Origin of the sequence: Moraxella sp. TY6 (genome assembly GCF_048551375.1) — a bacterium.
In the GTDB taxonomy this organism is placed as follows: Bacteria; Pseudomonadota; Gammaproteobacteria; order Pseudomonadales; family Moraxellaceae; genus Faucicola.
Window position 1 is genome coordinate 19,751 of record NZ_JBLYZJ010000021.1, and the last position, 14,953, is coordinate 34,703.

Below are 14,953 nucleotides of genomic sequence, written 5' to 3' on the forward strand. Positions count from 1 at the left end.
TCATACCCAACTTATTTTTTGACGGTGGCTTTTGGGTTGACTTCAAGCAATTCGACATCAAAAATCAATACGCTATTGGGTTCGATATCAGCATTTCCTGCTTCACCATAGCCCAATTCAGCAGGCATAAATAGGCGATATTTTGCCCCTTCACTCATTAATTGCACCCCTTCTGACCAGCCTTTAATCACTTGATTTAGGGGGAAGGTCACAGGTTTATCACGTTTATATGAGCTGTCAAAGATTGTGCCATCAATCAAGCGACCTTCATAATGTACTTTTACTTGGTCTTTGGCAGTGGGGCGTTTGCCAGTGCCTTGTTTTAATACTTGATATTGCAAGCCTGAAGCGGTGGTTTTGACATCGGCTTGTTTGGCATTTGCGGTCAAAAACGCTTTGCCTTTGGTCAAGTTGGCAGTTGCCATGGCTTGAATTTGTTTGGCGTATTCCGCTTCTTTGCGTTTTTGGTAGTCGAGCAAGGTTTTTTGCATTTGCTCTTTGCTGATGGTGGCAGTATTGCCTTGGTAGGCATCACGAAAGCCTTGGAAAAATGCGTCAAGATTGAGGTCATCCACGGTTTCTTTGTTGCCTTCACCCATCATATAGCCAAGGCTGTAGCCGACTTTGGCATCATCGGCACTGTTGGCAGTCACGTTGGTTTTCGGCAAGTAGGCAGAAGGCGTGACCTTGCTGGCTTGGCTAGTTGGATTGGCTTGTGTGGTGGTTTGGGCGTGGGTTGCGGTGCTAGCCACAGCCAAAGTTGCCACAATCATAAGTGATGGTGATTTTGTCATGTGTCATTCCTTCGTGCGAGATGCCAGTTATTATCGTTGTTTCAATGAGTCGTCAGATGGAGGCGTAGGGGCGTATTGTATACGCCCGTATGATGCCTAGTTTAAGTGATGATATGATTATTGGGCAGGTTTTGCCGTGGCTTGATTTTGCATTTGGGCTTCAATTTGTTGTTTTAATTGTGCTTCGATGTCTTGTGTGCCTTGGGCTGAAGGCTGTGGGTTAGCGTCAGCAGGTGGGTTGACTTTGAGCAATTCGACTTCAAAAATCAAGGTGCTATTTGGTTCGATACCGCCTTGAGGGGCTCCCTGTTCGCCATACGCAAGGTTTGCAGGGATATAAAAACGGTATTTCGCCCCTTCACTCATTAGCTGTACGCCTTCTGTCCAGCCAGCGATGACTTGATTAAGTGGGAAAACTGCAGGCTGTCCGCCATGTTTGGCGGTGCTATCAAATACCGTGCCATCCAATAATTTGCCTTCGTAGTTGACTGATACGATGTCAGAGGCTTTGGGTTTTGCCCCTGTGCCTTGTTTTAGCACTTCATACTGTAAGCCTGATGCGGTGGTGGTGATGCCTGCTTTTTTACCGTTTTCAGCAAGGAATTTTTGTCCTTTATCAAGGTTGGTTTGATACATGGCTTGAATTTGTTTTTGTTCGTAGGCAGATACCACTTCCATCATTTGCTCACGGCTCATGCTGGCAGGTTTGCCTGTAAAGCCATCGCTAATCCCTTGATTGATGTCGGCTGGATTGAGGTCTTTGGCAGTGCGTTGGACATTATCGCCCATCATATAGCCAAGGCTATAGCCAACTTTGGCAATTTCTGAACTTTGAGCATTGATGGCTGTACCACCGCCTGCACTGTTAGCACCTCGACTACCCATACTGGCGACTTTGGGTTCTGCACCGAAACTTTTGACAAATACAGGGGTTAAAGCGACAGCACCAAGCACAACGGCTGCCAAAATAGGGGCGGTTTTATTGCTCATAGCATTTCCTATCCAAAATAAAGTCGATAACAACCTAAAAATAAGGCAAAATTTTGCTTATCATAGCAGAAAAACTGACCAAAACCTATGTTTCAATCCACGTCTGCAACGTGAACGGCAAACGAATTGGAAGTGGTTACGCCTCTACCAATGGCATTATATCTCCCTAAAGGCAGTGGTTTCAACCATTAACACCATTTGATAAAAAGGTCGAAACTCAGCGATAGCGTGCGAGGACTGGCAGAATAGGTGAAAGCCACTGGCGTTTGGCAACAAATTTTCACATAAACATATTGCAAGCAATGGGCGTATCGGTTAAAGTGAAAAAATCTATCGCAATATGAGGTCAAGCGTTCGCTATGACAGACGAGCATTCGAGTCCGCAACATATCACCCAATCTACCGCCGACAAGTCCGAAAAATCGGATAATTTTATCTCTCGAGGGCTAAAGCGTTGGCTATCAACCGCCCCAGATGCCCCAGAAACTCGAGATGAACTGGTCAAATTGGTGCAAGATTCTCGCAAATTCCTTGAGCCAGAAACGGTTGAGATGTTAGAAGGTGTACTGGGATTGCCTGCCACGCAAATTCACGAAATTATGACCCCCATCAGCCATGTCAAAAGCATCACCAACGATGCGAGCCTTGGCGATATCATGCAGTTATTCCTAGAAACCAACCATTCTCGCTACCCTGTTTGCGATGTGGATAACAGTGATAATGTGGTCGGCATTTTGGTTGCCAAAGACTTGATTCCTTTATTGGTCAAAAAAGCCCAAGGGCATCCGATTGAGCCATTTAATGTATTGGCAGTGACCCGTCAGCCGATTTATATCAGCGAAACCGCACGCTCTGACAGTTTATTACGCTTGTTCCAAACCCACCAAATCCACATGGCAATTGTCATGGACGAGTTTGGTAATACCGCTGGCGTGGTGACGCTAGAGGATTTGCTCGAAGAAATCGTGGGCGAAATTGACGATGAGCATGACGAACTCAGCGAACTGGCACAACATGAGCATATTCAGCCTGTTCCCCACCAACCTAACACTTGGATTATCCAATCCATCACGCCTGTCAGCGACTGTAATGCCCAGCTGGGTACGCAATTTGATGATGAAGAAGTCAACAGCATGGGAGGCTTAGTGATGCAACAGTTGGAACAAGTCAACGAGCTGTTGGGGCAAGTGGTGTACATCAATGATTGCAAATTGACTGTTTTATCAGTAGATGAACGCTTTATTCAAGATATTGAATTGGTGTTAGATTATAATAAAAATTAAATGTAGGTTTACTCCCTCAATGCGTCTTACCACCCAATCCCTCAAAAAACAACTGGTTTACCAATCTCACACTGATACCACCGCCCAACCGCCAATCTTGCCAAGATTAATCGTGGCATGGTTGGCAGGGGCGGTGTTTAGCTTTTCGCTTGCCCCCTATGGTTGGTGGGGGTTGGCGTTGCTGTCACCTGCGATATTGTATGCGTTGTTGCTCCGTCCGATGGGCAGTTGGCGAGCATTTTGGCTCGGTGAAATGTACGGCATGGGGCTATGGTGTGTGGGGGCGTTTTGGCTTTATACCTCGATTCATACTTATGGCGACACCCCTGCGGTATTGGCATATTTGATGATAGCCGTGATGGGCTTGGTGATGGGCTTGTTTCATGGCTTGTTGGCGGTGGTGTTTAACCGTTTTGTGGGTAAACAGCCATTAAGTTTTACCTCACTTTGGGTGGTGCAAGAATGGCTCAAAACATGGATTTTTACAGGCTTTCCTTGGCTGTTTGTCGGCTATGCCTACACCGAGCAACCGTGGCTGACCAGTCTTGCTCCCATTTTTGGGGTATTGGCGTTGACGTTTGTGTCGGTGTTTGTTTCTGCCAGTATTATTGAGGCGATTCGTCAAAAATGGCGTTTTTTAATTCCTTCAACCTTGATGCTAGTCGCCAGTGTCGCAGTTTGGCTGATCAATCCTGCATGGACGACCGCCAAAAATACCCCACCGCTGAAAGTTTCGCTGATTCAAGGCAATATTCCACAAGATATGAAGTGGTTGGTGGAATATCAAGTCGAAACCATGGCGATTTATGCAGGATTAAGCAAAACTGAATGGGGGCGTGACATCGTGCTATGGCCTGAATCCTCGATTCCGATGTTTCAGACTGATGCCATGCCCTTTATCAGCCAAGTGGTACAAACTGCCAAAAAGCATAATACCGCATGGTTGACAGGGATTCCGTATTTGGATGTTGCCGAATACGACCCCAAAAATGATAACTACGAGCCATTTTATAACTCGGTGATTGCATTGGGGGCGGATGCTAAAGGATTATACAAAAAACAAAACCTTGTGCCAGTCGGCGAATATATTCCACTTGAAGGGGCATTAAACTGGGCATTGCCTCAATTGATGAGTGGTTCAATGAGCTTTCGTGCCGGTCCACCCCAGCAAGCCCCATTAAGCGTCAAAAACAACCAAATTGGCGTGGCAGTGTGCTATGAAGTGGCGTACCCAGACACCACTCGCCACAATGCGGTTGGCACGGACTTTTTGCTCACCGTATCCAATGACGCATGGTTTGGCACATCGGCAGGGCCATTACAACACTTGCAAATGGTGCAAATGCGAGCCATCGAAACAGGGCGTTGGTTTATGCGAGCCACCAATACAGGCGTGACCGCCATCATTGATGACAAAGGGCGTATCACTGCCAAAGCACCGCAGTTTGAACGCACCGTGTTGCGAGGTGACATCCAGTCACGCCAAGGCACGACCCCCTTTATGCAATGGGGTAGTTACCCAATATTGGGGCTGGCGAGCCTGTTGTTAATTGGGAGTTGGTTTGGTAAATCACAACGCAAAATACACAAAAAACCCTAAATCCAGTAAGGTTTTGCTGTTTTAGCAAAAAATTTAGTATATAATCGTTACAAACTTTCGTATAATACAACTATATATTTCCATTTTATCGAGGTCAATGGTGATTCCCCATGACCTTGCCCCAAGATTGACAGTGAGGTTAAGCATGGCTCATCATGAAGTTGTTGAAAATGACGTAAAGAAAGAGTTAAGCATGGCAGTTGTTGGCATTTTAGCTTTTTTAGTTTTGGTATTGTTTATCGGTATTATCGCATTTCTACGCCCAGCAGGTCATCATGTGGATGTTAAAGCCCTAAATGCCGAAGTAGAAGCTAAAGTGGCTGCCTCAGCCGCTGCTGCTAATGCGTCTGCTCCTGCAGTAGCCACTGCGACCGCAACAACCGCCTCGACTGCCAGTGCCACATCCGATAACGCCAAACAGGTAACCGCTAGCACAGCTACTGCCACAGCGAAGGCTTCAGCCACTGCCTCAAGTCAGTCAAAATAAGCGTGATAGCCTTTAAATTTTGATAAACTTGGCTAAATCAAAAAAACCACCATGTCGGTGGTTTTTTTATGGGAAAAATTGGGTTTAGGTAGTCGTGCGTTGATAAGTGATAAACTGAAAACCAAGTCCACTTTTACCATCGGTTTTGGGTTCGCTGGCACTGACTTTGACGAAATCAGACGGCATCACAGGATAGAAGACATCTGCCCCTTGTACTTCGGTATCCACTTCGGTGATTTCTAGTCTATCGGTAAATAACATCGACTGTTCAAACAGTTTTTGCCCACCAATGACCCAAATGGTGTCCAAACCTTTGCCATGAGCGAGTGAAGCCCCTTGGGTAAGGGCATCGTCAAGGTTGTGAAAAATGATGACATTGTCAAAATCTGTTTGGTAAGCTAAATCGGTTGTAATCACAAAGTTGGTGCGGTTTGGTAGCGGTTTTGCCCCCATTGATTCAAAGGTCTTACGCCCCATGATGACGATGCTATTTTCGGTAAGGCGTTTGAAGTGTTGTAGGTCTTCGGAGATATGCCACGGTAGTTGGTTGTTTTTGCCGATGGCTCGATTGCGGTCATGGGCGACTATTTGGGCGACTTTAATATTTGAAAAGCTCATTTTTTGTCCTTCTAAAGATAATAAGGTATCAAAACATCGGGCTGATTTTTGGTGAAATCTTTGGTATTGCGAGTGATTAACGTGGCAACGCATGTTTAATCCTGCCATTCATCACGCAGTTTATTTTGATAATCCAAGCCATCTTTGATGTTGGGATTATCTCGCCATAAACCAAAATATGCTCGCATAGGATGAGGCGTGGCTTGTTTTTCTGATACCATTGCTTTATGCTTATTGAGCCACTCAGCAATGGCTTGTTGAATGACATTGCTTTCATGTATGCTGTTTTGTTGGGCGATGTGTCGGATATCTGCCACATAAGCCTCTTGTAAATCAACGGTAATTAACATTGTACTTTCCTTTTTTACACCGCCACACTTGCCTTAATTGTTGGGTGGCATTGGTAATTAAGTATCTCAATATCTTCAAATTTAAACCCAAAAATATCATTCACACTAGGGTTTAATTGTAATTGTGGCAATGGATAAGGCTGACGGCTTAATTGCTCATTGACCTGTTCAAGATGATTGTTATAAATATGACAATCACCACCTGTCCACACAAACTCACCGACCCCTAAGCCTGTCACTTGGGCGACCATGTGGGTCAGCAACGCATAACTGGCAATGTTAAATGGCACACCCAAAAACAAATCCGCTGACCGTTGATACAGTTGGCAAGACAGCTTGCCATCAGCGACAAAAAATTGAAATAGCGTGTGACAAGGCGGTAAGGCAACTTGGTCGGCTTCTTTGGGATTCCAACCAGTCACTATCAATCGGCGAGAGTTGGGATTGGTTTTGATTTGTTCGATAAGTTGGGCGATTTGGTCAACCCCATCTTGGCGATAATTGCCGTTCTCATCTTGGCTTGCCCCATAGTTACGCCATTGATGCCCATACACCGCACCCAATTCGCCCTCTGGTTTACCAAAGCGGGCAGTTTGCTCGGCAGTTGCCCATTCATTCCAAATCCGCACGCCATTGTCTTGTAAATATTTGACATGGGTGTCGCCACGCAAAAACCACAATAGTTCGTGAATCACACTTTTGGTATGAATTTTTTTGGTGGTCAGTAGTGGAAAGCCATCGGTTAAATCAAATCGCATTTGACTGCCAAAAACAGACAATGTGCCAGTGCCTGTGCGGTCGCCCTTTTGCGTGCCAAAATCACGCACGTATTGAATAAGGTCTAAATAGGCTTGTTCGTTTTTTGAAGTTATCATGGTATCGTCAGCTTTGTTGGGTAAAGAAATTGGGTTAGGTGAAGCAATAGTAGGACTTACGCAGTTTTAACGTTTCCGTTCGTGGTGAGCTTGTCGAACCATAGGAAACGTTACCCTTCGACAAGCTCAGGGCGAACGTTTCTACTACTTCTGCGTAAGTCCTAAATAGATTAACGATGCAAATCTTGCAATGGCTGTGACATTTTTTCAAAATGCTTGCCTTCTACGCCTTGATAATAGGCATGAATTTTTGGCAAATCCGCTTCAATATCCCCAGTTGGATAAAATAAGGGCATAAACCGCACCTGCTTGGTTTTGTAGTCCATCGCCACAGGTAAAATCGGCACGCCTGCCCCCACTGCAAGGTGATAAAAACCTGTTTTCCAAGCTTCGGTATAATCTCTTGTACCTTCTGGGGCAAGCCCTAGCCATAGTTTATCCGCTTGTTTAAAGCGGTCAATACTGGCTTGTAAGGTTGAACCTTTGGCTTGACGGTCGATAGAAATAATCCCTGCCCACCGCAAAAATGACGCCAGTACAGGCACTTGAAACAGCTCTTTTTTACCCATGATTTTGATATCCACATCAAGGGCAAGCAGGGTAGGAATGGCAAACACACCGTCCATATTGGAGGTGTGAGGCACTGCCAATAACACGGTTTTTTTGACATTTGGAATGTCCCCCACAATCTGCCAGCCTGTGTTGTCCAAAAAGCTTTTGGCAATTTTGGGGGCGAGATTACCATGTCGGCGTGGGACATTATCGCCAATATTGGCAGTATTGATGGGGGAAAGTTGGCTCATTTCCATGATGAGGCGTCCTTTATAAATAACAAGTTAGGGTTTGACCGCACTGGCGACATCGCTAGGTACAGGCACAAAACGACTGTCATCCAGTGGAATAGGTTCAGGTTTTGGCAAGACCTTAGGGGTTCTGCCAAACCATTGCTGGTGGATTTTAGCATAAGTACCATCTTTGACCACTGCTTCAATGCCTTTGTTGATTTTTTGGGCAAGCTCTGGATTATCTTTTTTGGAGATGATGGTCATGGGATAATAGCGGTCAAAATAAAAACCTTTGGTGTCGATATTGACTTTTTTATCGGCGGTTTTGAGGGGATGCTGTTTGACAAAGTACGCCAATACCCCTTTATCCGCAAGTACCGCATCCACTTCGCCATTCACCAGTTTTTGATAGCCCAAAAATACGGTTTTGGTTTCTGTTAAGTTGGCTTTGGTATTTGCTCCCATCAGCTCTTTCATATCCGCAATATAGGCAGAGTCCGCTAAGGTAGCGACTTTATAATTTTTTAGTGATTGATAGTCGGTGATGATAGGCGAGATACTGGCGATGGTGTCAATACCATAGGCATAGGCATAAGATTGGGTGATTTTATCCGCAAAGCCTTCATCTTCAATATCCCCCGGTGACATTCCCCCCATACCGATATCATAGCTACCATCAGCGACTTTTGGCATCACGGTGTTCCAAGGCATGGGAACAACGGTAATGTTAAAACCTTGATTTTTTGCAATGGCGTTGAGAATATCCACATCAAATCCCATCGCATTGCCTTTTTCATCACGGAAATCATAGGGCGGATATTCGGCATCCACGATGACCTTGTAAGAAGGGGTGCTAAGGTTGGTGGTCTGTGTGGTGGGAGTGGTAGAAGCTGTGGTGGAAGCTTCAGTATTTTGGCTGGTTGAGGCAGGCTGATTACAGCCTGTGAGTGTGAGCATTAGACCTGTGGCGATGCCTGTTAGAGCAAATTGATAGGATTTCATGGTAGTACCTCAATAGTGGGTAATGGGTGGTTTATGGGTAAAATTTTATTGGTAATCAGTTGTTGTTCGCTAGTTTATTATTGAAAACTATTTTGTCATATTATAGCAACAAATAGTCATGGAATGGTTGAAAGTAGACATAATGCTAGATTTTAGGTGGTAAAATTTAGCATTATGGCATACCATTGGGTAAGGTCGTTGATGGTCGGAGATAAAAGCGTTGTATGGCAAATTTTAACACCCATTTGACAGGGGCATTTGTCAGTAGTGGTATCATGGGACTGGTGGTTTATAAGGCAGGCATGCTGGTTGGTTCTGAGTTTTTGTTATGTAGTGTGGTTGGGACGATTGGGGGCTTGTTGCCTGATATCGACCTTGAACACTCTGTGCCTGCACGTATCGGATTTAATGTATTGTCATTACTGTTGGCATTTGGCATGGTGATTTATTGGTCGCCTCAGTTGTCATTGGTGGAGCTGATGATTACGTGGTTATTGACCTATATCATCATGCGTTGGGGCGTGTTTACCATTTTTAGCAGTATGACGGTGCATCGAGGCATTGTGCATTCTGTGCCTTATATGGCGGTATTGGCGTTAAGCTTGGTGTATATCAGTTTTTATTTGATGAAATACACGGTAGTGTTTAGTTGGTTTATGGGGCTGTTTTTATTTTTCGGCTCGATGGTTCATTTATTATTGGATGAAATGTATAGCGTCAATGTGTTTGGACTTCGCCTTAAAAAATCCTTTGGTACAGCGATTAAATTTTTTGACACCCAACAAAAATCTTGGTATATCGGTTTGTATTTAGTGTTAGCGATATTATTAATCTTTGCCCCTTCGTATCGAGTATTTTGGCAAACCTTGTCTGACCCCATCAGTTGGGCATTGTTACAACAAAATTTATTACCTGCTGGAATGAGTTTGCCTAACATACCCAAAATCGCCATCAAATAAATCTAGGAAAATTATGTCAAACCTCACTTGCTCTTGTGGCTCTGCTATCGCTTATTCGGACTGTTGTGAGCCGTTGCATTTGGGTGTGACGTTCGCCCAAACTGCGGAAGCCTTGATGCGGTCACGTTATACGGCTTTCGTCCGACATAAGATTGATTATATCGTGGCGACCACTACCCCATTTCAGCAAGCGTTATTGGATAAAACTGCCATTGCGAATTGGGCGGAACAAACCGATTGGGTAAAACTTGAAGTCATCAAGCACACGCCAAAAATGGGGAAACATCACGCCCAAGTTGAGTTTAAAGCGTACTTTAATACTGCTCATGGTCAAGACCATCATCACGAATTGTCTAGCTTTGTCAAAATTGCTCAAGCTAAAAATGCTCAAAACAGCGAGCCTCGTTGGTACTTTCTTGACCCAACGGTCGCTATGTCCGTGACCCAAAAACAACCCTGCCCGTGTGCTAGTGGGGAAAAATATAAACGCTGTTGTGGGCAGTTTTTATAGTTGACTCAAAATAATTTTAACCCCTCAATAAACAATTTTTTTGTTAAATAAGTCGTGGAATTTGCTACACTAATTTGGTTTAGCCCATTTACCACATTTACCATTCAAGGAGAAACTCATGCCTGCCCTACGTTCTGATATCGACCCAGATGGATTGCTCGAATATTCCGTGGTTTATACCGACCGCTCGCTCAACCATATGTCAAAAAAATTCCAACAGGTGATGAATGAGTTATCCACCAGCTTAAAAGCAGTGTACAATGCCGATGCGGTGGCAATCATCCCCGGCACTGGCTCGTATGGTATGGAAGCGGTGGCTCGCCAGTTGGCAACTGACCAAAAGGTGCTGATTATCCGTAATGGCTTTTTTAGTTTTCGTTGGACACAAATCATCGAAAAAGGCAAAATCACTGACCAAGCTATCGTGTTGACCGCCCATATCGGTGATGCTAACCAACAGCAACAGTTTGAACCGATTGCCATCGAAACTGCCGTTGCCACCATCAAAGAACAACAACCTGCCGTGGTATTTGCCCCGCATGTCGAAACCGCTTCTGGCATGATTTTACCTGACGACTATATCAAACAGCTTGCTGATGCCGTTCACAGCGTGGGCGGACTACTGGTCATTGACTGTATCGCCTCTGGCTGTATTTGGCTAGATATGAAAGCTTTGGGCATTGATGTGTTGATTTCTGCCCCACAAAAAGGCTGGTCAAGCACCCCATGTGCAGGACTGGTAATGATGAATGAGAAGGCAGTGGCACGTGTTGAAGCCACCGAATCGACCAGTTTTGGACTAGACCTAAAACAATGGCTGACCATCATGCGTGCTTATGAGAATGGCGGTCATGCCTATCATGCCACCATGCCAACCGATAGCCTCACCCAATTCCGTGATACCCTAAAAGAAGCCGAAGCGATTGGATTTGATACCTTAAAAGATGCTCAATGGCAACTTGGTAAAAAAATGCTGGCGGTGCTAAATCAACACGGTATCATCAGCGTTGCTCAACCAAACTTCCAAGCTCCGGGGGTAGTGGTAGTTTATACCGACCGTGATGATATGCACAAAGGCTCGGCGTTTGTGGCTCAAGGTTTACAAATCGCAGGCGGTGTACCACTCAAAGTCGGTGAGCCAGACAGCTTTAAAACTTTCCGTTTGGGGCTATTTGGTTTGGATAAATTGACCGATATTGACGGCACAATCAGCCGTTTTGAACAAGCTTTGCAAAAAGTATTAAACGCTTGATTAATCGGTTTATCAATACAAAAGCTCTGCAACGTCAGGGCTTTTTTATGGTTAGGACTTACGCAAATTTTAAATTTATCTTGCTAAATAAGACGCTAGACCCCTGCTTACGCAGGGGTGACGATTCCATAAATTTTTCGTCATTCCTGCGAATGCAGGAATCCAGTGTCTTATGCGTAAGTCCTAATGGTTTAAAAATAAAAAATTTAAGATTCAATAAAGCTTTACCCTTTATAATGATAATGATGGTTTTTAATTTGGTTTTATTTGGAGAAAATATGCACGAAATCAATCCCTTTGTATGGATGCTCGTCCCTGCCGTGGTAGCTATTATCGGTGGTATCATTGCCCTTGTGTGGCATCCAACCCGTGAAGCTCGTAGTATGATTCAGCACTTTGCGGCAGGGGTGATTTTGGCAGCCTTGGCGACTGAGCTGTTGCCAGAAATCGGACGAGAACACGCACAGCCGTGGGTACTTATCGTGGCGTTTGCACTAGGTAGCCTGTTTATGTTTGGCATGAAACTCGTCACCGACCACCTCGAAGAAAAAGACGAAGCCAAAGAAAAAATCACAGGCGTGGCAGGCTTACCGATGGGTATGCTGATGGCGACTGTGATTGACATTGCGGTGGATGGTTTGATTATTGGGGCTGGTTTTGCCAGTGGTGGCGAAACTGGAATGATTTTGGCATTGGGCTTATCAGTAGAAATGTTGTTTTTGGGCTTGGCATTGGTGACCGATACGCTCAAAGGCTGGAAAATCTTGGCAATGACTGCCTTTTTGGGGGCGGAGATTTTGGCATTTGCGTATTTGGGTAGCGTGCTATTGGCAGACGCACCGACAGCGTTGATTTCTGGGGTGTTGGCAGCCAGTGCGGCGGCGTTATTGTACCTTGTTACCGAAGAGTTATTGATTGAAGCCCATGAAATTGAAGAAAAAAATTATTATACCTTGATTTTATTTGCAGGCTTCTTGGCGTTTTGGAGTGTGCAAATGTTGGGGGCGAAGGGGTAAAACTTGCCAAATATCAGCTATTTTCACATAACCTTACATTGTCATAAATATTAACAAATTTCTATCAATGCAAAAAGATATCTTATTGACAAAGGATATCTTTTTACGCATTTTAGCTAAACATTGTTTTATCCAAATTTTAATGAATCTGATAAGCCAAAGGAACGCTATTATGACAAAAATTTCTCATTATTTGAGTATTGGCTTATTGCCATTACTGGTACTGACTGCCTGTAACAAAAAAGAATCCGCCACCACAGCTTCTGCACCTACACAGTCTGTTGAAGCCCCTGCGACAGCGACTGCTACAGCAGAATCCACCAATAACAATGTCACACAAAATGAACAGCTTGGCACAAAATGGGGCGATGAATTGCAGTCCAAAGTCACTACGGTTGATGCCCAGCGTGTGTCTGACATACCCCTTGCTGAAACGCAACTACGCTATGCCGACAAAAACTTTAAAGGTAAAACCCTCAATGATATCTCGATGGTCGCAGGGCAAGTGCGTTTTAGCCTTGAAGATGACAATGGCAATAGTTTGCCGTTATTTCGTGATAAACAGCAGTATTTTGTCAAAGCCCAAGCAGGTCAAAGCTATCAATTACACTACAAAAATAACTCAGATAAAACCTTTGAGGTGGTGGCAAGTGTTGACGGCTTAGATGTGCTAAATGGTAGCACGGCTTCTCGTAGCAATACAGGCTATGTACTTGCCCCACATGAAGATTTGGTGATTGAAGGCTTTCGTAAAAGCGAAGAAGCGGTGGCTTCATTCACCTTTAGCAAGCCAGAAGACAGTTATGCCAATCACAATGCGTCAGGTTCGATTGATAATACTGGGATTATTGGCACGGTGCTGTATGAGTTAGAGGATAAAAATAAGCCAAAACCAACCTACGCCCCAGAGCCAACCGCAAAACCCAATGCGTTTCCTGCTGATAAATAATTTAAACCCAAGCGTATTAATGTTAAACTGGTTGAAGAATATTTCTTCAATCAGTCGCTGATACCACGTTATGCACCTTACACCGCCCATCACCCAACTTGCCCCTGCCAAAATCAACCTTTTTTTACATATCACAGGCAAACGTCCAGACGGTTATCACAACCTACAAACCGTATTTCGGCTGATTGACCTATATGATACCTTGACCTTTCAGCCTACTGACCAGCCCATCGGCGAGGGTAACATGCCCATACGTCTTAACGATGACCCCACCATTACCCAAGACCTTGAGCAAAATCTTATCGTCAAAGCCAGTGGAGCCCTATTTGCCTTTGCTCAACAGCATCAACTCATCAAAGCGGATGAGCTTGCCAAGCTACCCATCATTGACATTCATTTGGATAAAAAAATTCCAATGGGGGCAGGTTTGGGCGGTGGTTCATCCGACTGTGCCACCACCTTAATGACGCTCAATCAGCTTTGGCAATTGGGTATGACCTCAGCACAACTGCAAGCCATTGGAGCGACTTTAGGGGCAGATGTGCCGATTTTTATTTTTGGAAAAGATGCCATTGCCGAAGGGATAGGGGAAGTTTTAACGCCAATCGCATTGCCCCCACAGCAGTTGTTATTGTTAAAGCCGAATGCCCATATCAATACCAAACAGTTATTTGCTCATCAAAATCTGCAACGCAATTGCCCATCTTTTGCACATGAATTTTTGCAACACCATAACCATGAATTTACCCAACAACTGAGCCAAAATTTTGGCAATGTTTTTGAGCCTGTGGTCACGGATTTGTCAGAAGCAGTCAATGATGCGTTAGCCTATTTACACACACTTGCCAACGTCACCCACACCACGCCTCGAATGACAGGGTCGGGGAGCTGTGTGTTTTTACCATTGCCTGATGATATGACATCAAGCATTTTGGAAAAGTGGCAAGCCGATAGCCCTTGTCAAGCATGGCAAGTTAAGACGCTAAGTTAGGACTTACGCAAATTATTAAATTTATTTTTCTAAATTAAAGACACTAGACCCCTGTATTCACAGGGGTGACGAGTAATTGAAAACTGTCGTCATTCCTGCGAATGCAGGAATCCAGTGTCTTGTGCATAAGTTCTATAGGTTAAATCAATCATATTTTTTGACAAAGTTACGAAAAATCGCTTGCTTTTTTACAATTTTTGGGTAAAATATCGCTTCCAATACAGGGGTATCGCCAAGTTGGTAAGGCACCAGGTTTTGATCCTGGCATTCGTTGGTTCGAGTCCAGCTACCCCTGCCATATATTTTCTCTCTTTACAAACTTTGTCCAAAAGTTGGGTTTATCATAAAAACCAGTGAGCTAATAACTTTTGCATTGACAAGTTTAGGTAAAATCGGTATAGTTCGCACCGTTATAGGGGTATCGCCAAGTTGGTAAGGCACCAGGTTTTGATCCTGGCATTCGTTGGTTCGAGTCCAGCTACCCCTGCCAT

Annotated in this window: 16 protein-coding genes and 2 tRNA genes; 11 read left to right on the forward strand and 7 right to left on the reverse strand. The window is 44.5% G+C overall.

Translation table 11 applies throughout. From position 1 onward, the window contains the following. Window positions 1-11 precede the first annotated feature (11 nt). Together ACK1U4_RS11415 and ACK1U4_RS11420 are read right to left on the reverse strand one after the other, a co-directional pair. On the reverse strand, window positions 12-794 hold the full coding sequence (locus ACK1U4_RS11415) for an FKBP-type peptidyl-prolyl cis-trans isomerase (protein ID WP_419401752.1): 783 nt from the start codon (window positions 792-794) through the stop codon (window positions 12-14). Between the two features lie 117 nt (window positions 795-911). Next, window positions 912-1,784, reverse strand: coding sequence for an FKBP-type peptidyl-prolyl cis-trans isomerase (locus tag ACK1U4_RS11420; RefSeq protein ID WP_419401753.1), 873 nt, complete (start codon window positions 1,782-1,784; stop codon window positions 912-914). Window positions 1,785-2,143: 359 nt separating this feature from the next. On the opposite strand from ACK1U4_RS11420, the gene ACK1U4_RS11425 reads away from it, so the two are divergent. The 3 genes from ACK1U4_RS11425 (at window position 2,144) to ACK1U4_RS11435 (ending at window position 5,154) form a co-directional block, all read left to right on the forward strand. Then, window positions 2,144-3,067, forward strand: coding sequence for a CBS domain-containing protein (locus ACK1U4_RS11425; protein ID WP_419401754.1), 924 nt, complete (start codon window positions 2,144-2,146; stop codon window positions 3,065-3,067). Window positions 3,068-3,086: 19 nt separating this feature from the next. Continuing rightward, window positions 3,087-4,667 carry an apolipoprotein N-acyltransferase gene (gene lnt, locus ACK1U4_RS11430; protein WP_419401755.1) on the forward strand — a complete coding sequence of 527 codons (1,581 nt, stop codon included), beginning with the start codon at window positions 3,087-3,089 and terminating at the stop codon, window positions 4,665-4,667. A gap of 97 nt (window positions 4,668-4,764) precedes the next feature. Next, on the forward strand, window positions 4,765-5,154 hold the full coding sequence (locus ACK1U4_RS11435) for a hypothetical protein (protein WP_419401756.1): 390 nt from the start codon (window positions 4,765-4,767) through the stop codon (window positions 5,152-5,154). Between the two features lie 84 nt (window positions 5,155-5,238). Here ACK1U4_RS11435 and ACK1U4_RS11440 read toward each other — a convergent pair whose 3' ends face one another. The 5 genes from ACK1U4_RS11440 to ACK1U4_RS11460 all read right to left on the reverse strand — a co-directional run bounded on the left by ACK1U4_RS11440 (window position 5,239) and on the right by ACK1U4_RS11460 (window position 8,784). Then, window positions 5,239-5,772 (reverse strand): dihydrofolate reductase, encoded by a 534-nt coding sequence (locus ACK1U4_RS11440; RefSeq protein ID WP_419401757.1) that lies wholly within the window; start codon window positions 5,770-5,772, stop codon window positions 5,239-5,241. Between the two features lie 95 nt (window positions 5,773-5,867). Further along, complete coding sequence (locus ACK1U4_RS11445; RefSeq protein ID WP_419401758.1) at window positions 5,868-6,122, reverse strand: hypothetical protein; 255 nt, start codon at window positions 6,120-6,122, stop codon at window positions 5,868-5,870. Between the two features lie 14 nt (window positions 6,123-6,136). Continuing rightward, window positions 6,137-6,997, reverse strand: a complete 861-nt coding sequence (locus ACK1U4_RS11450; protein WP_419401759.1) for a thymidylate synthase — start codon at window positions 6,995-6,997, stop codon at window positions 6,137-6,139. Window positions 6,998-7,167: 170 nt separating this feature from the next. Further along, entirely contained in the window at window positions 7,168-7,806 is a 639-nt protein-coding gene (locus tag ACK1U4_RS11455; protein ID WP_419401760.1) for a lysophospholipid acyltransferase family protein, read from the reverse strand. A 27-nt stretch (window positions 7,807-7,833) separates the two neighbouring features. Beyond that, a complete protein-coding gene (locus tag ACK1U4_RS11460) occupies window positions 7,834-8,784 on the reverse strand; it encodes a substrate-binding periplasmic protein (protein ID WP_419401761.1) in 951 nt (316 codons plus the stop codon). A 224-nt stretch (window positions 8,785-9,008) separates the two neighbouring features. Here ACK1U4_RS11460 and ACK1U4_RS11465 point away from each other — a divergent pair, with 224 nt between their 5' ends. From ACK1U4_RS11465 to ACK1U4_RS11500, 8 genes are all read left to right on the forward strand, one after another. Then, window positions 9,009-9,743, forward strand: coding sequence for a metal-dependent hydrolase (locus tag ACK1U4_RS11465; protein ID WP_419401762.1), 735 nt, complete (start codon window positions 9,009-9,011; stop codon window positions 9,741-9,743). A 13-nt stretch (window positions 9,744-9,756) separates the two neighbouring features. Continuing rightward, complete coding sequence (locus tag ACK1U4_RS11470; protein ID WP_419401763.1) at window positions 9,757-10,254, forward strand: YchJ family protein; 498 nt, start codon at window positions 9,757-9,759, stop codon at window positions 10,252-10,254. A gap of 118 nt (window positions 10,255-10,372) precedes the next feature. Further along, window positions 10,373-11,506 carry an alanine--glyoxylate aminotransferase family protein gene (locus ACK1U4_RS11475; protein ID WP_419401764.1) on the forward strand — a complete coding sequence of 378 codons (1,134 nt, stop codon included), beginning with the start codon at window positions 10,373-10,375 and terminating at the stop codon, window positions 11,504-11,506. Window positions 11,507-11,784: 278 nt separating this feature from the next. Beyond that, entirely contained in the window at window positions 11,785-12,522 is a 738-nt protein-coding gene (locus ACK1U4_RS11480; RefSeq protein WP_419401765.1) for a ZIP family metal transporter, read from the forward strand. A 172-nt stretch (window positions 12,523-12,694) separates the two neighbouring features. Next, window positions 12,695-13,471, forward strand: coding sequence for a hypothetical protein (locus ACK1U4_RS11485; RefSeq protein WP_419401766.1), 777 nt, complete (start codon window positions 12,695-12,697; stop codon window positions 13,469-13,471). 70 nt (window positions 13,472-13,541) lie between these two features. Next, window positions 13,542-14,462, forward strand: coding sequence for a 4-(cytidine 5'-diphospho)-2-C-methyl-D-erythritol kinase (ispE, locus tag ACK1U4_RS11490; protein WP_419401767.1), 921 nt, complete (start codon window positions 13,542-13,544; stop codon window positions 14,460-14,462). 222 nt (window positions 14,463-14,684) lie between these two features. Further along, a tRNA-Gln gene (locus tag ACK1U4_RS11495) sits at window positions 14,685-14,760 on the forward strand. Window positions 14,761-14,876: 116 nt separating this feature from the next. Continuing rightward, window positions 14,877-14,952 (forward strand) — tRNA-Gln (locus tag ACK1U4_RS11500). Window position 14,953: the final 1 nt, after the last annotated feature.